This is a genomic window from Aeromonas sp. R3-1, from assembly GCF_040908345.1.
Classification (GTDB): Bacteria; Pseudomonadota; Gammaproteobacteria; order Enterobacterales; family Aeromonadaceae; genus Aeromonas; species Aeromonas veronii.
The window spans coordinates 25,304-44,455 of record NZ_JBFODN010000248.1; the positions used below are offsets into that span (position 1 = coordinate 25,304).

Sequence of the window (19,152 nt, forward strand, 5' to 3'; positions counted from 1 at the left end):
TTGAAAATAAATGCGGTTGGGGCACTGTGCCACAGCCGCTTTTTTTGGCATATTTTTGTTGTTTTTTTACGAAACCTGAGGAAATACACATGTCCAAGATCGTTAAAGTGATCGGTCGTGAAATCATCGACTCCCGTGGTAACCCGACCGTTGAGGCCGAAGTTCACCTGGAAGGTGGTTTTGTTGGTATGGCAGCCGCTCCGTCTGGCGCGTCCACCGGTTCCCGCGAAGCGCTGGAACTGCGTGACGGCGACAAGAGCCGTTTCCTGGGTAAAGGCGTGCTGAAAGCCATCGAAGCCGTAAACGGCCCGATCGCTCAAGCTCTGCTGGGTAAAGATGCCAAGGACCAGGCCACCGTTGACCAGATCATGATCGACCTCGACGGTACCGAGAACAAATCCAAGTTCGGCGCCAACGCCATCCTGGCTGTTTCCCTGGCTAACGCCAAAGCTGCCGCTGCTGCCAAAGGCATGCCGCTGTACGCCCACATCGCCGAGCTGAACGGCACCCCGGGTGTTTACTCCATGCCGCTGCCGATGATGAACATCATCAACGGTGGTGAGCACGCCGACAACAACGTCGACATCCAGGAGTTCATGATCCAGCCGGTTGGCGCCAAGACCCTGAAAGAAGCCGTTCGCATGGGCGCAGAAGTGTTCCACAACCTGGCCAAAGTGCTGAAGTCCAAGGGCTACAACACTGCAGTTGGTGACGAAGGTGGTTTCGCTCCGAACCTGAAATCCAACGCCGAAGCGCTGGAAGTTATCGCTGAAGCCGTTGCCGCTGCCGGTTACAAACTGGGCACCGACATCACCCTGGCTATGGACTGCGCTGCTTCCGAGTTCTACGACGCAGAGAAGAAAGAGTACAACCTGAAAGGCGAAGGTCGTGTCTTCACCTCCAACGGTTTCTCCGACTTCCTGGCTGACCTGACCACCAAGTTCCCGATCGTCTCCATCGAAGATGGCCTGGACGAATCTGACTGGGAAGGTTTCGCCTACCAGACTGCTGAACTGGGCAAGAAAATCCAGATCGTGGGTGACGACCTGTTCGTAACCAACACCAAGATCCTGAAGCGTGGTATCGACAACGGCATCGCCAACTCCATCCTGATCAAGTTCAACCAGATCGGTTCCCTGACCGAAACTCTGGCTGCCATCAAGATGGCCAAAGACGCTGGCTACACTGCCGTCATCTCCCACCGCTCCGGTGAGACCGAAGACGCTACCATCGCCGACCTGGCTGTTGGTACCGCTGCTGGCCAGATCAAGACCGGTTCCATGAGCCGTTCTGACCGTGTTGCCAAGTACAACCAGCTGATCCGTATCGAAGAAGCTCTGGGTGCCAAAGCTCCTTTCCGCGGTCTGAAAGAAGTTAAAAACCAGGCTTAATTTGCTGGTTTGCCAGCCTCGGCTGGAATGAAAAAAACCGGAACCCTTGGGTTCCGGTTTTTTTATGCCTGAACATTGCCAAAACGGCCTGAGAGGCGAGGGGGTTGTGCCTCTGGTCTCGGGTCAGATAAAGGGGAGCGTGCGCTGATAGCGCCCTGCATGCGCCTTGAAGCCCAGTTTTGCAAACAGGGCGATAGAGCGGACGTTATCTGCATCGATATCTGCGGTGAGGCGAGTGACTCCCAGTATGCTGGCGTGGGCGAACAGCAATCCCAGCGCCTCCGACATAAACCCTCTGCGCCAATAGGCCGCATTGAGCAGGCAGCCCACCTCGCAGCAGCGGCCCGCCTCGCTGAAACTGTGCAGGCCGCAGGTGCCGATCACCTTATTGTCCTCCCGCTCGACAATCGCCCACTCCAGCGACTCACCCGTGTGCTCCAGCCGCACCACGCTCGCCATCATCTGCGCCACCATGGCGGGAGAGGTAAAGCAGGGATCAGAGGCAAACTCCATGGTCAGCGGATTGCCATAAATCTCGAACAGATCGGCAGCATACTGCGGGCCAATGGTGCGCAGCACAATCCGAGTGCCGGTTAAGTCAGGCTTCATTTATCTCCTTGGCGCGGGGGTTAGCCAGCAAAGATACAGGTGAAAAATGAGACAGCGTGAAAGTTGGTCTCTAAAGGCAACTGGTACTATCACGAAATATTTCTATCGCGAACGTCCGATTACGCTTCGCTAATCGAACCTACGGGCTTGATTTTAACTTAATACTCTATTGGACCAAAATGGCCTTGATACCCGACTTGGGTAATTATAAGCCTATTGATAGATTTTACTTTCACCAAGCCGGACTGTAAGGGATACCCAAACAGTGCGAAGTTTTTTACAGTGAAAGCATTTGCATATTTTTCTCGCTCTGGGTGGTAACGTCGTAAGGATAGGCCATAGCTCGTTTCAAATGGGTGGCCACCTGTTCTAATTAGACTGAAAAATGAAGGGTAAATAACCCCATCAAAACCAGCGGCCAGTGCCGCCTTAGCTATATCTCTGGATATTTCATAAGAGTGAGATTTGGCAAGAAACAACATATGTATAGCCATATCTAAGCTTTCGAACTCCGTAACATCCTCCTCTAAAACATGAGTCAGATCTAAAAGGTGTAGGTCTCTAGTGGTTTCAAACGTTGCAACATATATTTCATCCTCTGTGGAAGCACGGCATTCATGTATGCAAACATCAATATCCTGGGAACCGTACATAACTGATAAATCAACAGAATCTAAACGTCCATTTCCCGAGAACTCAATAGGAGGACTGTCATATTCGGTATGATTAGCAGGATTTTTAGGGTTAATTCTGAGTCGATAAAACTTCATTCCACCAGGAATCAATCTCTCAGGATACTCCTTGATTACACGCTGAATAATTCTCGCTCGACTGCCATCTAGTTGCAGATCCTTCAGTGGTTCAACCTCGCCAACCATCCACAATCGTGGTCCGTAGTGAAAAAAACCAATTTTAGCTGCATCTTCAATCAGTGTTATATCTCTTTCCAGCCAAGGCGATGGTCGGATATCACTTTTTCCATAGTGATACTCATTAGTCTGAATTACTGGCGCTGCGCCATAGTCACAGCGAATAGTTGTTCCACTGACAAAGAAACGCCAAGCTAATCCCAAGATAAGCTCTTTAGTAAGTTTTTTTCCGCTTTTACTTTTGCATTGTGGGCATTTTTCTGATGACTCAAGGCCAATTTTGTATGAATCGATTCTAAGCCCTTCATCCTCAAAACAATCTGAACAAAGTAATGCGCAATTATCATCCGTTTCTTGTTCATGCATTTTAATGTTCCTTTTAGCTTCACAGTAGTTAGATGGAATACGGCACTGATCGCGCAATTCCGTATAGATTTGAATGCTGTAAAGCGCCGTAATAAAAATTATGGAAATACTATTTTGCTAGGCGTAGCGCATCATTGCACCACAGCAACGGCCACGTCACTAGTGTTTCATTCTTCTTCTAAAACTGAATCTCCACCGATTCCACACTACGCTTTGCCTCACCGTGATAAACCGCTTCGATATTATTGCCATCCGGGTCGAGGACAAAGGCTGCGTAATAGCCGGGGTGATAATTGCGCTCGCCGGGGACGCCGTTGTCTTTGCCGCCATTGGTGAGTGCGGCCTGATAAAAACGATCCACCATGGCGCGATCTTTTGCCTGAAAGGCGAGATGGTGGCGACCGGTCAACACCCCCAGCGCGGCGGGGCTATCGACAGCGGTGACAAACAGTTCGTCTGCCCAGAAGTAGCCCTCACCTGTGCCGCCCAGCGGAATATCGAGGGTGGTGAGAATGGCCGTGTAAAAGCGCTGGCTGGCGACCAGATCTTTGACCACCAGCTGGATATGGTCGATCAAGCGACCACGATGCAGGGTTTGTGTTTCCATACACCACCTTGATTTGCATGTTGTGGATGAGTCAGCGGCTTGCCGGTCAGTTTGTTTGGATCAAAAAGGGACCGGGCGAGATATGGCATGGCTACCGCCCCTGAATTTCAGCCTCCAGTCTGCTGTTTTGTAACCAATGGGGTGAGATTGGCATGGCTCATGGGAGACTCCGACGAGGCAATTGTTGCCAAATGGCAATATTAACCATGGCGCTGTGGAGAGAAAGCTCAATATTGAGAATTTCTGTGCAAGATCAATAAATTAATCAAATGTCACCCACGATTGATGACGCGCCGACATAGCGTGAACAACCATTCTTGAGCTATCGCCATAGAATATTCATGGTTATATCTGGCTTGAACCAGCATAAAACTCTTTGTTATTGTCCGCGCTCCCCGCTCAAACAGCTTATTTATCTATAAATCAACAAGATAGCATTATGCGGTGGCGTCGCGGGGGCATCTGCTATCGGGAAGGAGAGTTATGAAGTCGCAGTTCAAAGTGGCGCTGGCCATGTTGGCCCTGTTCGTCGTCCAAGGCTGCACAGCCCCGGATTCATCCACCAAGCGCAATGCACCCGGCCCGGTGCTGACCGTGCATTACGAAAGTGCCCCCCTGATCCCCGTCACCATCGCAGGTGAGCAGTACCAGTTTTTGCTCGATACCGGGGCCAGTATCACCTTTATCGATCGTCGTCTGGCCAGCCGCTTCAAGGCGCTGACCTTAAGCGAATTGCCCAGGGCCTATCAGGCTGATTTTGCCAGTGTGAACAGCGTGTCGAGCCAACTGGGCAGCGAGCAGCTTGGCTTTGTTGAGCCGCAGCCCTTCTCGGTGGGGTCGGTCACCATTGATGACAGCGATCTGTGGGCAACTATTGATTTCGATCTTTTCTCCCAGTCTCTTGGCAGCCGTATCGATGGCATCCTCGGGATCGACACCATCCGCCGTTTCAACTGGGTGTTTGATCGCGACAGGCATCAGCTCACGGCTTCGCTGACGGCACCGTCGGCAGCCACGTTCGAGCGTTGCATCGGCTATGAAGACAGCTACAACCGCTCCCCGGCAGTGTATCTGACCCACGGCGAGAGCAGCGTGCGTATGTATCTGGATACCGGGGCCGATCAGAGCTATGCCGATCATGCCTTTATCGACTTTATGGCGAGCCAGAAGGCGATCTCTGGCGAAGATGCCACGCCACGCAAAGGGGTGGACGCCAGCGGTATGGTGGAGGGGCGTGAACATATCCTCACCGGCCTGCACTTTGATGAGCGCCAGCTCGGTGAGCTGCGCGTGTCGGAAAACAGCAATGAGCAGTATGGTCTGGGGCTGGATTTTGTTAGCCGCTTCAATCGCTTTGCGATCATGCCCGGGCGGATGATGCTCTGCTACGACGCCGACAGCCTGGCGCGCAAAGTGCCGCCAATCCTGCGCAATATCGGGGTGCGCTTTGATGGCAAGCATCTGCAGGTCTACTACAGCGACGAACGGGATCTTGCCCCCTATGGTCTGGCCAACGGCGACATTCTGGAGCAGATCAACGGGGTGGCTTATCGTCCCCTCGAGATCGACAAGGTGCGTGAACTGCTCAGCACCGGCAAGCCGGGGTCGCTCAAGTTGCGGATTGTGCGGGAAGGAAAACCGCTGGATATCGCTATCTAGTCAAGGTGGGGCGGCAAGACGAGCCGCCCCTATGAGCCTCAGCCCTTGGTTGGGTTTTCCATGCAGGTGAGGGTTGGCTGGCCGTAACGCTCCAGCGTGGCGTCGTCCCCCTTGGTGAAGAAGGTAAGGTTTTGCCCTTCATAACGGGCGCCGCTGGCGCTGGGAGCTTCATAGGCGAGCACTTGCTGCTGCTTGTTGCCCTCGCTCAGGTTGATCACCGCGGCGGGCAGCTTGGCATCGTTATAGAAGTAGGTGGAGAGAGTGACGTTCTTGCCGCACTGGTAGTTGACCGGTGCCGGCACCATCAGCTGGCCGCCGCTGATCTGCAGTTCGGTGATCCGCAGCAGGTAGTTATCTTCCACACACTGGCGCAGATCCTGTCCCTTCCAACAGTCGTTGCGACCCTTGATCCAGCCGCGCTGCATGGCGCGCTCTGTCTTGAGCTGTTCGGGAGAGAGCGCGGCAATCGCCTTGGGGTAGAGGGCCGCCAGTTCGTTATCAAGGGCGGCCAGTCCGGCATCCTTGCAGATCAGGGTTTCGACCGACCCGGAGGCTTTGGTGCAGTCAAAGGAAGGGGTTGCGGCGCTAGCCAGCAGAGGGGCAAACAGCAGGGTGGCAAGCAAGGTCTTGTTCATCGATAGATTCCAGCAATGAGGAGGGCATATCTGCCTACTACAGCACACTCTACAGGGCAATGCAGCAGGGACGCCGAGCGCATTTTGCACTGCTGAATGGCTGCCAAACGGAAAAACCCGACACTCCTGGCCGGAATGTCGGGTTTTTTGTGGCCGCGATAAAGGGGGGAGGCGGGTTGCCCGGTTGATCAGGCCAGCGCCAGTTGCTGACTGCGGGCGCGCCACAACCGCTCGTGGAAGAAGAACACCACTGTGTTGATGGCCGGTTCGATCATCGCCATCACGCCGCCGGTGAGCAGCTCGCCGCTCAGCAGGAAGGCTACCCCGAAGGCCACCGAGAAGTGGACCACCGCGAAGCTGCTGGTCTTGGCCTGCAGGCTGTGATTTGGCTTGAGCTTGTGCCAGCCAAGGTCATGAAAGTAGAAGGCGACCGTGTTGACGGCGGGCTCGATCAGGGCGATCAGGCTGGCGGTCAGCAGCTCACCGGTCAGCAGGTAGGCCACGGTAAAGGCGACACCGAAGTGCAGAATGGCAAAGCTGATGGTCTTTTTCATGATGGCGGCTCCCTCTGTTGATGATGAGAGTATCTGCCGAAATGAGATTAAATGAAAACTATTCTCATCTATTGCCAGAATAGAGAGAACCTATCAAAGGGCGAGTGGCCGGTGCGGTTCAGCGGTTGCCAATCGCAGCCAAGGCGATAAAGTACAGGTTTTTCACACTTGCCCATGAAAAAGGATCTTTCATGAATATCAATGCCACCCTGCTTGGCCAGTTCATTGCGTTGCTGATGGTCATTGTCGGCCTCATCGCCTGGCGACTGGCGCGCCGCAAGAGCGAGCATCCGGCGCTGATCACCCTTATCTGCTCCCTGCTCTGTCTGTTTCCGCCCTTTGGCCTGCTGGCCCTGTTGCTGGTTGCGCTGAAACAGGATCTGCCCGCCCGCTCATAGGGCGCGCTGCGGTTGACGCACAGGTTCAGGCTGCCGCGCACACCGGCCGCACCAATAGAAAAAGCCCCGTGATGGGGCCTTTGCGTTTCAACTTTGTGGTCGCTGTGGGGCGGGGGATTAACCTTCGGCCTTGTTGAGCCACTCCACCTTGTACTGGGCGCCGGCGCCCTGCGCCAGCTTGGCACACAGCGGTTTGAGGAAGGCTTCAATCTGCTCGTCCAGCATCCAGGGCGGGCTGATGATCAGCATGCCTGAGCCGTTCATGCCCCAATCCTTGGTCTGACCGGCCACTTCCAGCTCGGCCACCAGCACGTTGCCGAAGTTTTCGCGCTTGATGGCGCGCAGCATGTCGCGGGATTTGTCCGCCTCTTCCCCCAGAATGGGATACCAGAGGGCGTAGATGCCGGTCGCCCAGCGTTTCTGCGCCTTTTTCAGGGTGTCGACCACGGCGAAGTAATCTTCTTTGAGCTCATAGGGCGGGTCGATCAGCACCAGCCCGCGGCGCGGGGTCGGCGGCAGCAGGGCGATCAGCCCCTCGAAGCCGTCGCGGTGGTGCACGGCCACGCGAGGGTCGTAACCCATATTGGCGCGCAGATCTTCGACCTCGTTGTTGTGCAGCTCCATCAGCGCCAGCTTGTCCTGCTCGCGGGTGAGGCGACGGGAGAGCTCCGGCGAGCCGGGGTAGTAGTGCAGCTCGCCATCGCTGTTCATCTCTTCGATGATGCCGAGATAGGGGGCCATGGCAGACCATTGGGCCCGCTCGTCCCACAGGCGGCCGATGCCATCGGCATACTCGGCCTTCTTCTGGGACCAGTCGCCGCGCAGGTCGTAGAGACCGCCACCGGCATGGGTGTCCAGCACGATGAAGGGTTTCTCCTTCTTCTTGAGGGACTCGATGATCAGGGCCTGAACGGCGTGTTTCAGCACGTCGGCATGGTTGCCGGCGTGAAAGGCGTGGCGATAGCTCAGCATATTAGATCTCTGAGGGGGCCCTGCTGGGCACCCAGTAACGATAGATAGTTCAACAAATTGCGGCTGTTGCCGCGAAACAGGGAGAGGCTGCGCAGGGTCTGCAACAGGACGCCCTGTTGCAGCCGCTCCAGCTCCAGTTCGTGGGCTAGCATCGACTGATACTGCTGCTCGTCGAGTCGCGCCTTGGCGCTTTGGCGCAGGGCGCGCCACGGGGTTAGCACCGCCTCGGTTTGCACCAGCGCTGGTTGCAGGTCGGTGAGATCGACCACGATGCCGAGTTGATCGAGCCGGTGCAGCAGCAGCGCCAGATTGACGTTGCCCCCCTGCTCCTGCACGGTGAGCCAATCCTGGCTGCGCTCACCATAGACCTTGCCGCTCCAGTGCCAGAAGCCGATCGGCGTCGGCAATTCGTGGACCGCGACCCGCTCGCTGGCCATCAGCTGTTCGTCACGCAAAGAAGGCTTGCTCCATGGTTTCCAGCTCTTCGGAGAGGCTCATCCACTCCAGCTCTACCTCTTCCAGCTGCTCCTTGAGGGGGCCTTGGGATTTGAGCAGCTCGGAGAGCTTGGTTTTAGCGCTCTCTTCGTAGATAGCTGGGTCGGCCAGTTGGCTCTCGATGTCGCCAAGCTTGCCTTGCAGTTTCTCCATGCTCGCTTCGAGCTTTTCCAGCTTCTGGCGCAGGGGACGGGTTTGCTGGCGGAACTCCGCCTCGCGCCGCTTCTGATCCTTGCGCGCCACTGCCGAGTTGGCAGAGACGGGGCCGTCGGCCGGTTTGGCGTTGGCCTCTTTCTCCTGCTCGCCGAGCCACTTGTGGTAGTCGTCCAGATCGCCGTCGAACGGCTCGACCCGGCCACCGTGTACCAGATAGAAGTCATCTGTGGTGGTACGCAGCAGGTGACGGTCGTGGGAGACCACTACCATGGCCCCTTCGAAGCCTTGCAGCGCCATGGTGAGGGCGTGGCGCATCTCCAGATCCAGGTGGTTGGTCGGTTCATCCAGCAGCAGGAGGTTCGGCTTTTGCCAGGTGATCAGCGCCAGAACCAGCCGCGCTTTTTCGCCACCGGAGAAGGGCGCCACCTTGTCGAGCGCCTTGTCTCCGTGAAAACCGAAGCTGCCCAGATAGTTGCGCAGCTCCTGCTCGGTCTTGTCCGGCGCGAGGCGGGCCAGATGATCGAGCGGGGAATCATCGAGACGCAGGGTCTCCAGCTGATGCTGGGCGAAGTAGCCGATGCTCACCCCGGCGCTCACTTCGAGCTTGCCGGAGAGCGGCGGGTTGGAGCCCGACAGCATCTTGATAAAGGTGGATTTACCGGCGCCGTTGCGACCGAGCAGACCGATGCGCGAACCCGGTACCAGATTGAGTTTGATCTTCTCCAGGATCACCTTGTCACCGTAACCGGCAGAGAGGTTCTCCATGGCGATGAGCGGGGTCGGCAGGGCCGAGGGCTCGCGAAACTCGAAGCTGAATTCCGAGTCGGCGTGGGCGGGCAGGATCTTCTCCATCCGCTCCATCGCTTTCAGGCGGCTCTGTGCCTGGCGGGCCTTGGAGGCCTTGTAGCGGAAGCGATCCACATACGCCTGCATGTGGGACATCTCCCGCTGCTGCTTCTCGTACATGGACTGCTGCTGGGCCAGATGTTCGGCGCGCTGCAGTTCGAAGTCGGAGTAGCCGCCGGTGTATTCGTTGAGCTTGCCGTTCTCGATATGGATGATGCGGCTGATGACCGAATCGAGGAAATCGCGGTCGTGAGAGATCAGCACCAGCGTGCCCTGATAGCCCTTGAGCCACTTCTCCAGCCAGATCACCGCATCGAGATCCAGGTGGTTGGTCGGTTCATCGAGCAGCAGCAGATCGGAGCGGCAGAGCAGCGCCTGGGCGAGGTTCAGACGCATGCGCCAGCCACCGGAGAAACTGCGTACCGGCGAGCTGAGCTGCTTGTCGCTGAAACCGAGGCCGTGCAGCAGTTCGGCGGCGCGGGCGCGAATGCTGTAGGCGCCTATGGTATCGAGGCGACCGTGCAGCTCGGCCACCAGCAGACCATTGTCATCCTGCTCGGCCTGTACCAGCTGTGCTTCCAGCGAGCGGAACTCCTTGTCGCCGTCGATCACATACTCGAGCGCGGAGCAGTCGAGCGCCGGTGTCTCCTGCGCGACGCCTGCAATCTGCCAGCCGGTGGGCAGGCTGAAGGTGCCGCTGTCGATGGCCAGCTCGCCCCGTACCAGTGCAAAAAAGGTGGACTTGCCACAGCCGTTTTTGCCCACCAGACCCACTTTGTGGCCCGGGTGAATGGTGGCGGAGGCGTTGTCCAGCAGCTTGCGGCCGCCGCGGATCAGTTCGATTTGACTGGCAACTATCATGGGTGGGATCTGCTTGCTCAAAATGGAGGAGAAAAACTGGCGCGGATCTTACGTGAAATGACGCTGATTTGCACTGTAGCGAAGGGTTGGCCACTGGCTGGCACTGCAAAAACATGCCATAACAGAGAAACCAGTTTGGTTACGGGAGGTTAGCATGCATATCAGGGATATTATGACGACCCGGGTCGCCACCGTTTCAATGGATGATCGACTCCGAGTCATCAGGGATATCTTCGAGCAGGCCCACTTTCGCCACCTGCTGGTGCTGGAAGAGGAGGAGCTGGTGGGGGTCATCTCGGATCGGGATCTGTTCCGCGCCATCAGCCCCTATCTCGACTCCGAAGCCGAGATGAGCCGCGATACCGAAACCCTCAACAAGCGGGCCCACCAGATCATGAGTCGTCAGCTCGTCACCATTGCTCCCCATCTCACCGTGCGCGACGGCGTCAAGCTGATGCTGGAGAAGGGGGTCTCCTGTCTGCCGGTGCTGGAGAATGGCGCTCTGGTCGGCATTATCAGCTGGAAAGATTTTCTCAAGGCGGCGCTGGAGAGTGATGCGCTGGTTTGAGCCCAACGCTCATCGTCATCAGCTGACAGAGAACCAACATAGAGAGAGGGGAGCCAAGGCTCCCCTCTCTCTATGTTGGCTTTGCCGATAATGCCGATTTGTACGGCGCCTGCATCATCACGGCTCGGGCTGCCCTGCGACAAGACAGGAGGGGCCGCTGCCGGAGAGGTGCGGCTGCAGATGGGTGCGGATCTCCTGCAGGGTGCGCTGGTACTGCCGGGCATGCTGATCGAGAAACGCGGGGCTGTGCTTGAGGCGCCGCTCCAGGGTATCGACCAGCAGCGCCACTCTGGGGGCCGCCATACCCGCTGGCCAGCAGTGTTGCAGCAGCTCCAGCAGTTGCCAGGCATCGCCCGGCAGGGCGGGGAACTCCTCCAGCAGCTGCAAGCCCGCTTGCAGGGCTGTCTGATACTGGCTGGCCTGCATAGCCTTGTGGCGCAGCTGGCGCAGTTCGCTCAGCCGTTGTTCTCTCGCCGTCAGGCGCTGGCCCAGCTCGGCCACCAGATGGTGGAACAGCTGGCGGGTGAGCGGGTGGGGCGCCACCCTGACGCGGTATTGGGTCAGCTGGGTCAGGTAGCGCTGGGCGTGGTGGGGCAAACCGCAGAACTGGCTGACCGCAAAGCCGAGCAGCAGGGTGAGGTGGTTGTCGCTCCCCTCATCCGGCTGGTGGTGGGCAATCAGGATCAGCGCCTCGTCGAAGCGGTAATCCAGCCCCAGCATCAACGCCTGCAGCAGCTCATATTCGTGGGGTTGCAGGTGGACGGTGCGCTTGAGGTGCTCCCACTCCTGTTGCAGGGAGCGGATCCGATTGCTGGAGGGGGCGTGCCACAGCACCGCCAGACTGGCATTGAGCATGAAGCTGTCGATGGCGAGCCGGACGCGCTGCTCGCTGAAGTGGCGCAGGGTCAGGCTGTTGGCCTGCTCCAGCACCTTCTCCTCATCTTGCAGCACCAGCCCGAGCAACATCGCCAGCTGATGCCAGCGCGGCTGATGGGGGCGGATCTGCAGCAGCTCTCCCATGGTCTCCCACGCCGCCAGCCAGTGATGCTGATGCAGCTGGCTGGCGAGTTGCAGCTCCAGCCGGGTGGCCATCGAGACGCTGGCCTGATGGCGCTGCAAGTCGGTCTGGGCGCTTTGCAATTTGCCGAGCCCCAGCATGGCGTAGAAGAGCCCGGCCCTTGGCCAGCTCGCCTGATATTCGTTGGCACAGAGGGCATAGTGCTGGGCGGCAGTGATCCGCTCGGCTGATTGCAGCAGCAGATAGCCCTTGAGCCGATCCAGCCAGGGGGTCAGCGAGCGATTCTCCCGTTGAAACAGCAGGTCTTCACAGAGGGCGGTAGCCAGTTGCCACTCCCGCAGCAGAATGGGGGCGGCCAGCGTGCGGGTCAGGCTGCTTAACTTCACCAGCTGGCCGAGCACCGCGGTGAGCTGCTGGGTCATGAAGGGGAGGGGCAGATAGAGGGAGAAGTATAGATCCGAGGGGAGAAACTCCTGCTCGCTCTGATCGGCATCGAGCAGCAGCAATACGCAACCGGGTTGCAGCAGGCCGAGATAGTGCGCTTCGTGCAGCAGCCGGGCTCCGTCAAGATCCTGCTGCTTGTCCTGCTGACAGATGATGGCGTCGAAGGCGTGCTGTTGCAGCAGGGCCAGCAGGCCGCTGCGCTCGTGGTTTGGATGGTTGTGGTAGTGGATCCGGTCGGCGGGCACCCCCTGTTCGGTCAGTTCCCGGGTGATGGCGCTACGGAGCAGGGGATCCTCTTCGAGCAGCAGTATCGTCATGCAGGTACTTCCTGTGAGCAAACCATTAGGTTGATTATGGTAGACCCAAGAGGAACATAGGCACAGCACTCGCTGAGTGAAAAGCTGACAGTAGTCAGCAGGGTGGTGGAGGGCGCACTATGGGCTGTTATTTCAATCGGTTATGCCATCTATCAGGGCTGCAACCTGTTATTGCCGAGGGCGGATCTGCGTCCCGAAGGGGCAGTCGCTCTGGCGGATCAGCCGCGACCCCTTGCCCTGTTCCCCCAGCCAGCTCAATTCCAGTTTGCCGAGGCGGCCAAGATGGCGCAGCTCGAACTCGTAGCGCTGGCAGAGGTTGTCCTGGGGCAGGCTCGCCATCCCCGCAGGCAGGCGGTATTGATAGTGAAGGAGTGGCCCATCCTCCAGCTTGCTGGCTACCGGCACCAGCCCCTCTGGGGTGGGCTGCGGCGCCCCGAGTGCGCGGCGCAAACTGAGCGGGGCATCGATCGCCTTTTGATAGTGCAGGCCGTTCATCGCCGCCAGCTCCTCTTCCAGCCGTTGCAACTCCCCTTCCAATCCATTGAGTGCCGCCCCCAGCTGCTGGTGGGTCGTTGACGAGGCGCAGCCACCCAACAACAGGGTGGCAAGCAGCAGGGCGGCTCTGATGGGGGGCACGGCATCTCCTTGGCTATGACGATGAAGCGTGAAGGTCAGGTCGGTTGGCCCTGACTATAGCAGGGGATTGCTGGGGGGCGTCCCCTGCAGCAGTTGAGCCAGACGGGCCAGCCCTTCGCCGACCCGGGCGTCGGTGGCGGGCTGGCTCAGGCTCAGGCGCACCCCCTGCGGAGCGGCAAACTGACCGGCGGCGAAGTGTTCCCCGCTCGCCACGCCAACGTCAAGGGCGTCGGCGGCGGCAGCAAACTGCTGGCTGCGCCAGGGCTCCGGCAGCGGCAGCCAGGCGTGCATGCTGCCCGGCTGCCAGCGGGCGGCGGGCAGCAGGTGGCGCAGCAGTTCGCCACGGCGTTTGAGGATCTCTCGCTGCTGCTCGACCAGCGGCATGATCTGGCGCTGACTGACCATTTTGCAGGCCAGCTCGATCAGCAGCGGGCTCACCATCCAGCTCGACAGCCGCATGGTCTGGGCGAAGGCGCTGCGCAGGGCGGGGGGCGTAAGCACGAAGCCGACCCGCAGGCCGCCGCAGGCGATCTTGGCCAGACTACCCAGATAGATGACCCGCTCCGGCGCCAGATTGACCAGAGGGATCACAGGTTGCTGGGGCAGCAGGCCGTTGACGTCATCCTCGATGATCAGCAGATCGTGGCGACGGGCGATGGCGACGATGGCCTCCCGCCGCGCCAGACTCATGATGGCGGTGGTGGGGTTTTGCAGGGTCGGGGTGAGGTAGAGCAGCTTGGCCCGGCGGGTACGGCAGGCGGCGTCCAGCGCCTCGGGCAGCAGCCCCTCCTCGTCCATCGCCAGTCCCACCACCTGATTCTTCAGCTGGCGAGCGTTACCCAGCATACCGGGGTAGCTCAGCCCCTCGCACAGGATGGTCTCTCCCACGCAATTGGTAGCCAGTAGCGCCAGCATGATGCCGTGCTGGGCGCCGTGGCTGAACAGCAGGCGATCCTCACTGCAGGCCACCCCTTGCTCCGCCAGCCAGTTGACGAACTGCTGGCGCTGATCCGGTCGTCCCGCCTCCTTGTCGTAGCCGAGCAGAGCGTTGAGATCCCCGTCCGCCACTTCCCCCAACATGGGGCGAATGATGGCCGCCCGATCCAGCTGCACCGGCAGGTTCTGCCACAGCTCGATGCGATGCCCCTCCTCCTGGCGGATCACCCACTCATTGGCGGGATCCGTGTTCGCTCCCTTGACCCAGGTGCCGTGACCCACCCGGGCGGCCAGCAGGCCGCGCCGCTCCGCCTCGCTGTAGGCGCGGGTGACGGTGCCTACGGTGACACCTAGACGATCCGCCAGGGATCGGTGGGTGGGTAATCGGGTCTGCGGTGGCAGCTCGCCATTCACGATCCCCTGTTCGATCGCTTTGACCAGCTTGAGGTAGAGGGGGCCATCGAAGGCCGCAAGGTCGGGTGTCCAGATTGTCATGGTGACAATAAATCCATTGATCAAAATTTGTTGTCAATATAGCGTGAATTTCAACCTGATAACAACCAAATAGCACACATTGTATCGATACAATGTGGCGAGCAAGGAGTCACAATATGACGATGGAGTGGTATGTCACCCTGTTCGGTTTTGCCGTACTCACCTGCGGTACGCCTGGGCCCAACAACCTGATGCTGACGGCCTCCGGTGCCAACTTCGGGGTGCGTCGCACCCTGCCACATCTGCTCGGGGTGGGGTTGGGGCAGCCGGTGCTGCAACTGGTGCTGGCGCTGGGGCTCTATCCGCTGTTCGAGCGCTGGCCTTTGTTGCGCCTCGGTTTGCAGATCTTCGGCAGCCTCTATCTGTTGTGGCTGGCGTGGCGTATCGCGGTGGCCGGGGCGCCGGGGGATCCGGCCCGGCGCGCCCGTCCGCTAACCATGCTGGAGGGGCTGGGCTTTCAGTTCCTCAATCCCAAGGCGTGGATGATGGGGATCTCCGCCATCAGTCTGTTCAGCCTGCCCGGCGCCAGTTACTGGTCGAGTCAGCTGGCAGTGATGGTCATGTTTGTACTGGTGGCCCTGCCGGTCTGCTTTGTCTGGGTATTGTTCGGCCATCAGCTGAGCAACTGGATCTGCTCGGATCGGGGTTGGCGCCGACTCAACGGCTCCCTCGGTCTGCTGACGGCGCTCTGCGTGGTGATGCTCTGGTATTGAGCCGTGTTGCGCCGATGGGGGAGGTGGCCGAGAAAGAGGCATTTCTGACTTGTCGCCACGGGGTTGGCTCTGCATATTAGAAGGCTTTCCCCATAACGGGGGCGTTGCATCGACAAGAGGTTGAGATGGATCTGAACTGGTTACTGCCCCTGGCGGGGTTTGCCCTGGTTACCTGCGGCACGCCAGGGCCCAACAATATGTTGCTCACCAGCGCCGGGGCGGCGCAGGGTTTTCGCCGCACGATTCCCCTGCTGGTTGGGGTGGTCGGGGGGATCAATCTGATGATCCTCGCTACCGCGCTGGGGCTTGGCGTGGTGTTCGAGAAGGTGCCGCTGCTGCACGACGGCCTCAAGCTTATCGGCTCGGCGTATCTGCTCTGGCTGGCGTGGAAGGTGGCGACCGCCAGCGGCCCGGCCGAGGGCAACCGGCCGCTCATTCCCGCCCATCAGGGGGCCATGCTGCAACTGCTCAACCCCAAGGCGTGGATGATGGCGCTCTCCGCCATCAGCGGTTTCACTCTGGCGGGGGAGGCTTACTGGCCCTCCGCGCTCTGGGTGCTGGTGATCTTCTTTATTACCGGCCTCTACACCGGGGCGTTCTGGGTGCTTTTTGGTGCCCAGGTGCGGCAAATCATTCGCACCGCCCGGGGTTGGCGGCGTTTCAATCTTGGCATGGGGCTGGCGACGGCCGCCTGTGTCGGGATGATCTGGATTTAGCCCAGGGTTGACCCGGGCCTTTACCGGCTGTCTTGTTGGCCCTGCGGGGCCTTTTTTATCTCGCCCGCGTGACCTTGCCTGCAAGGTGGCGTGGTTCAGCCCTCCCTTGGGATAAAAGGAGTTCCTATGAAATGTATCGGTCTGTTGGGTGGCATGAGCTGGGAGTCCACCGTCAGTTACTATCAGGCGCTCAACCGCGGGGTGCGGACACAGCTCGGTGGTTTGCACTCGGCGCGGGTGCTGCTCAATAGCGTCGACTTTGCCGGTATCGAGCGGTTGCAGCATGCCGGTGACTGGCCCGCTACCGCCCGTCAGCTGGCGGCGGAGGCGCGCAAGTTGCAGGATGGCGGCGCCGATTTCTTGCTGATCGGCACCAACACCATGCACAAGGTCGCCCCCGAGATTGAGGCGGCCATCGATATCCCGCTGCTCCATATCGCCGATGCCACTGCGGTCAAATTGCGGGCGGACGGGATAACCCGGGTTGGCCTGCTCGGCACCCGCTTCACCATGGAGCAGGATTTTTACAAGGGGCGCTTGCAGGATCGCTTCGGGTTGGCGGTGCTGGTACCCGATGAGGCCGGGCGGGAGCGGGTACACAGGATCATCTATGACGAGCTCTGTCTGGGGGAGATCCGCGAATCGTCGCGGGCCGAGTATCTGGCGATTATCGAGGGGCTGGCAGCCGCTGGCGCCGAGGCGGTGATCCTCGGCTGCACCGAGATTGCCCTGCTGGTGGGCGATGCCCGGGCGGCGGTGCCGCTCTACGACACCACTGCCATCCATGCCGAAGCGGCGGTCGCGCTGGCACTGGCATCCGATTAATAAACTGGTCAGATCTCACTATTCATGCTTGTCTCATACCCCTTGCCATAAAAGCGTGTAAAATTGCGCCCTGAATTTTCCCCGGCCAACGCGGGTTGGCTGCGGTTTCCTAGCATGCAAGGCTGACATTGTGACTGAAGTAGATAGATTCGCGGATATTCGCCCCTACCGCGATGAAGAAGTGCCGGCAGCCATCGAACGGCTGATCCAGGATGATGAATTTATCGGCGCCATCGCCAAGTATCGTTTCGGTTCCCTGATGAGCTGGCTGGGTTGGGCCATCCGCCCGATGATCCGCCTGTTCCTGCGCCGCAAATGGTCAAAAGTGACCACTGTGCATCAGGTCCAGATGGGGGTCACCCGGTACATGTCCCGCATGATCGCCACCTCCACCAAGGGGGTGACCTTCTCCGGGATCGAGCATCTGAAGAAAGAGCAGGGCTATCTGTTTGTCTCCAACCACAGAGACATCGCCATGGACCCGGCGTTCGTCAACTGGGGGCTGCACACCCACGGTTTCGATACCGTGCGCATCGCCATCGGTGACAACCTGCTGCGCAAACCCTGCGCTACCGAGCTGATGAAGCTCAACAAGAGCTTTATCGTCAAACGCTCCGCCAAGGGGCCGCGGGAGATGATGAAGGCGCTCGGCGAGTTGTCTGCCTATATTGGCAACTCGGTCCACGAAGGTCACTCCATCTGGATCGCCCAGAAGGAAGGGCGCGCCAAGAATGGCGATGACAAGACCGATCCCGCCATCCTCAAGATGTTCTACGTCGACGGCAAGAAGCAGAAGATCGACTTCGTCGACTACATGCGCAGCCTCAATATCGTGCCGGTCAGCATCAGCTACGAGCTGGACCCGACCGACAAGGCGAAGGCGCGCGAGCTCTACGAGAAGTCGGTCAACGGCAGCTACGAGAAGGGCGAGTTCGAGGATATCGAGAGTATCGTCGCCGGTATCGTCGGCATGAAGGGGCGGGTACACGTCTCCTTCGGCGCGCCGATCACCGAGGGATTCAGCGATCCGGACGAACTGGCCGCGCTGATCGACAAGGCGATCTGGAGCAGCTACCACCTGTTCCCCAGCAACTATCTGGCGGCCGATGTCTCCGGCAAGGCCAATACCATCGAACAGGCGGCCTTCCTGACTCGTCAGTCAGAGGTGCCGGAAGAGCACAAGGCGATCTGGCGGGCCATGTACGCCAAACCGGTGGAAAACGCCAAAAAGGCTTGAATGAAACCGGTTGTTAAACGGTTTTGCGAAAAAAACGGGCGCTGATGCGCCCGTTTTTGCGTCTGGTCAAAGTCGAGGGGGAAAGGGTGGTGAATAATATGGTTTCAGCTGGTACGATCACTATGAAAATGGGATTATGTCTCTTGGCAAGGTGCTGACGAGTGTGTAACAGTGCCCATATAGCTGAACATGAGCAAAAGCTCTAAATCGGTTTGCACGGATTGCAGACGGCATTATTGAAGGACCTGTCACAGGTCCTTTTTCATTGGCTGGCAAAGATGCCGCCCAGATATACCTAACAGGAAACAGACGCCATGATCACCGGTAGCCTGAACACCCTGCAGCGGACGCCGCTGCCCGCCCCGCTGGCCCGCATCATGGCCGAGGTGGTGAAGAGCGTGGCGTACTGGGGTGACGCTCCGCTCGGCAAGACCGAGATTGATGGCCTCAACCTGTTCTGTCTGGTGAGCGAGGATCTGACCGAGCAAGCCGCGGATCGCCGTGGCGAATTCCATGAGCAGTATCTCGATATCCAGTTGCTGCTATGCGGTGAAGAGTGGATAGGTGTGGGCCCCCACGACTACGTGAGTGACGGCGCCGACCATCCCCATCCCGACCTCTGGTTTGTCGATGACGAGCAGACCAGCTATCTGGCGCTGCAACCGGGCGATTTCGCCATCTTCTGGCCGGGCGAGCTGCACCGCCCGCTCTGTACCTTCAACCAGCCTGCCAAGGTGAAGAAGCTGGTGGTCAAGGTACACAAGGATCTGCTGGCTATCGCCTGAGCACTCCCATTGAGGCGAGCCCTGCGCAGCTGATGCGTTGAGAC

The 19,152-nt window shown here is 59.0% G+C and carries 20 protein-coding genes; 9 read left to right on the forward strand and 11 right to left on the reverse strand.

Annotated features, from left to right (window positions below; translation table 11 throughout):
* Positions 1-89 precede the first annotated feature (89 nt).
* Positions 90-1,391, forward strand: a complete 1,302-nt coding sequence (gene eno, locus AB5Y85_RS16800; RefSeq protein WP_005335583.1) for a phosphopyruvate hydratase — start codon at positions 90-92, stop codon at positions 1,389-1,391.
* Between the two features lie 123 nt (positions 1,392-1,514).
* Here eno and AB5Y85_RS16805 read toward each other — a convergent pair whose 3' ends face one another.
* The 3 genes from AB5Y85_RS16805 to AB5Y85_RS16815 form a co-directional block, all read right to left on the reverse strand.
* A complete protein-coding gene (locus AB5Y85_RS16805; protein WP_101529612.1) occupies positions 1,515-2,000 on the reverse strand; it encodes a GNAT family N-acetyltransferase in 486 nt (161 codons plus the stop codon).
* Between the two features lie 158 nt (positions 2,001-2,158).
* On the reverse strand, positions 2,159-3,235 hold the full coding sequence (locus tag AB5Y85_RS16810; protein ID WP_257687411.1) for an RES family NAD+ phosphorylase: 1,077 nt from the start codon (positions 3,233-3,235) through the stop codon (positions 2,159-2,161).
* 178 nt (positions 3,236-3,413) lie between these two features.
* Positions 3,414-3,842, reverse strand: a complete 429-nt coding sequence (locus AB5Y85_RS16815) for a VOC family protein (protein ID WP_257687813.1) — start codon at positions 3,840-3,842, stop codon at positions 3,414-3,416.
* Positions 3,843-4,325: 483 nt separating this feature from the next.
* On the opposite strand from AB5Y85_RS16815, the gene AB5Y85_RS16820 reads away from it, so the two are divergent.
* Entirely contained in the window at positions 4,326-5,501 is a 1,176-nt protein-coding gene (locus tag AB5Y85_RS16820) for a retropepsin-like aspartic protease (protein WP_042084557.1), read from the forward strand.
* Between the two features lie 38 nt (positions 5,502-5,539).
* Here AB5Y85_RS16820 and AB5Y85_RS16825 read toward each other — a convergent pair whose 3' ends face one another.
* Together AB5Y85_RS16825 and AB5Y85_RS16830 are read right to left on the reverse strand one after the other, a co-directional pair.
* Entirely contained in the window at positions 5,540-6,136 is a 597-nt protein-coding gene (locus AB5Y85_RS16825) for an MliC family protein (RefSeq protein ID WP_101529611.1), read from the reverse strand.
* Positions 6,137-6,324: 188 nt separating this feature from the next.
* The gene (locus AB5Y85_RS16830; protein WP_042084552.1) at positions 6,325-6,690 is read right to left on the reverse strand and encodes a DUF2061 domain-containing protein; all 366 of its coding nucleotides are present in this window, start codon (positions 6,688-6,690) and stop codon (positions 6,325-6,327) included.
* Positions 6,691-6,881: 191 nt separating this feature from the next.
* On the opposite strand from AB5Y85_RS16830, the gene AB5Y85_RS16835 reads away from it, so the two are divergent.
* On the forward strand, positions 6,882-7,088 hold the full coding sequence (locus AB5Y85_RS16835; RefSeq protein WP_043821654.1) for a hypothetical protein: 207 nt from the start codon (positions 6,882-6,884) through the stop codon (positions 7,086-7,088).
* A 117-nt stretch (positions 7,089-7,205) separates the two neighbouring features.
* On the opposite strand, the gene AB5Y85_RS16840 is transcribed toward AB5Y85_RS16835, so the two are convergent.
* The 3 genes from AB5Y85_RS16840 to AB5Y85_RS16850 are packed head-to-tail and all read right to left on the reverse strand — an operon-like array spanning position 7,206 to position 10,418.
* Positions 7,206-8,060, reverse strand: coding sequence for a 23S rRNA (adenine(2030)-N(6))-methyltransferase RlmJ (locus AB5Y85_RS16840; protein ID WP_257687814.1), 855 nt, complete (start codon positions 8,058-8,060; stop codon positions 7,206-7,208).
* Positions 8,054-8,515: a DUF2390 domain-containing protein gene (locus AB5Y85_RS16845; protein ID WP_042052355.1), complete on the reverse strand. Its 462-nt coding sequence runs from the start codon at positions 8,513-8,515 to the stop codon at positions 8,054-8,056. The genes AB5Y85_RS16840 and AB5Y85_RS16845 overlap by 7 nt, the downstream gene beginning before the upstream one ends.
* Positions 8,508-10,418 (reverse strand): ABC transporter ATP-binding protein, encoded by a 1,911-nt coding sequence (locus AB5Y85_RS16850; protein WP_257687815.1) that lies wholly within the window; start codon positions 10,416-10,418, stop codon positions 8,508-8,510. Before AB5Y85_RS16850 ends, AB5Y85_RS16845 begins: the two co-directional genes overlap by 8 nt.
* 154 nt (positions 10,419-10,572) lie before the next feature.
* Here AB5Y85_RS16850 and AB5Y85_RS16855 point away from each other — a divergent pair, with 154 nt between their 5' ends.
* Complete coding sequence (locus AB5Y85_RS16855; protein WP_040068349.1) at positions 10,573-10,986, forward strand: CBS domain-containing protein; 414 nt, start codon at positions 10,573-10,575, stop codon at positions 10,984-10,986.
* A 117-nt stretch (positions 10,987-11,103) separates the two neighbouring features.
* Here AB5Y85_RS16855 and AB5Y85_RS16860 read toward each other — a convergent pair whose 3' ends face one another.
* From AB5Y85_RS16860 to AB5Y85_RS16870, 3 genes are all read right to left on the reverse strand, one after another.
* On the reverse strand, positions 11,104-12,765 hold the full coding sequence (locus tag AB5Y85_RS16860) for a hypothetical protein (protein WP_257687816.1): 1,662 nt from the start codon (positions 12,763-12,765) through the stop codon (positions 11,104-11,106).
* A gap of 168 nt (positions 12,766-12,933) precedes the next feature.
* On the reverse strand, positions 12,934-13,401 hold the full coding sequence (locus tag AB5Y85_RS16865; RefSeq protein WP_257687817.1) for a hypothetical protein: 468 nt from the start codon (positions 13,399-13,401) through the stop codon (positions 12,934-12,936).
* 54 nt (positions 13,402-13,455) lie between these two features.
* Positions 13,456-14,832, reverse strand: a complete 1,377-nt coding sequence (locus tag AB5Y85_RS16870; RefSeq protein ID WP_101529607.1) for a PLP-dependent aminotransferase family protein — start codon at positions 14,830-14,832, stop codon at positions 13,456-13,458.
* Between the two features lie 116 nt (positions 14,833-14,948).
* On the opposite strand from AB5Y85_RS16870, the gene AB5Y85_RS16875 reads away from it, so the two are divergent.
* From AB5Y85_RS16875 to AB5Y85_RS16895, 5 genes are all read left to right on the forward strand, one after another.
* Entirely contained in the window at positions 14,949-15,545 is a 597-nt protein-coding gene (locus AB5Y85_RS16875) for a LysE family translocator (RefSeq protein WP_206901178.1), read from the forward strand.
* 125 nt (positions 15,546-15,670) lie between these two features.
* Entirely contained in the window at positions 15,671-16,261 is a 591-nt protein-coding gene (locus tag AB5Y85_RS16880) for a LysE family translocator (protein WP_005335534.1), read from the forward strand.
* A 126-nt stretch (positions 16,262-16,387) separates the two neighbouring features.
* Complete coding sequence (locus AB5Y85_RS16885; RefSeq protein WP_257687818.1) at positions 16,388-17,086, forward strand: aspartate/glutamate racemase family protein; 699 nt, start codon at positions 16,388-16,390, stop codon at positions 17,084-17,086.
* 130 nt (positions 17,087-17,216) lie between these two features.
* Positions 17,217-18,323: a 1-acyl-sn-glycerol-3-phosphate acyltransferase gene (locus AB5Y85_RS16890; RefSeq protein WP_005362790.1), complete on the forward strand. Its 1,107-nt coding sequence runs from the start codon at positions 17,217-17,219 to the stop codon at positions 18,321-18,323.
* Positions 18,324-18,637: 314 nt separating this feature from the next.
* The gene (locus AB5Y85_RS16895) at positions 18,638-19,108 is read left to right on the forward strand and encodes a YhcH/YjgK/YiaL family protein (RefSeq protein ID WP_257687819.1); all 471 of its coding nucleotides are present in this window, start codon (positions 18,638-18,640) and stop codon (positions 19,106-19,108) included.
* Positions 19,109-19,152: the final 44 nt, after the last annotated feature.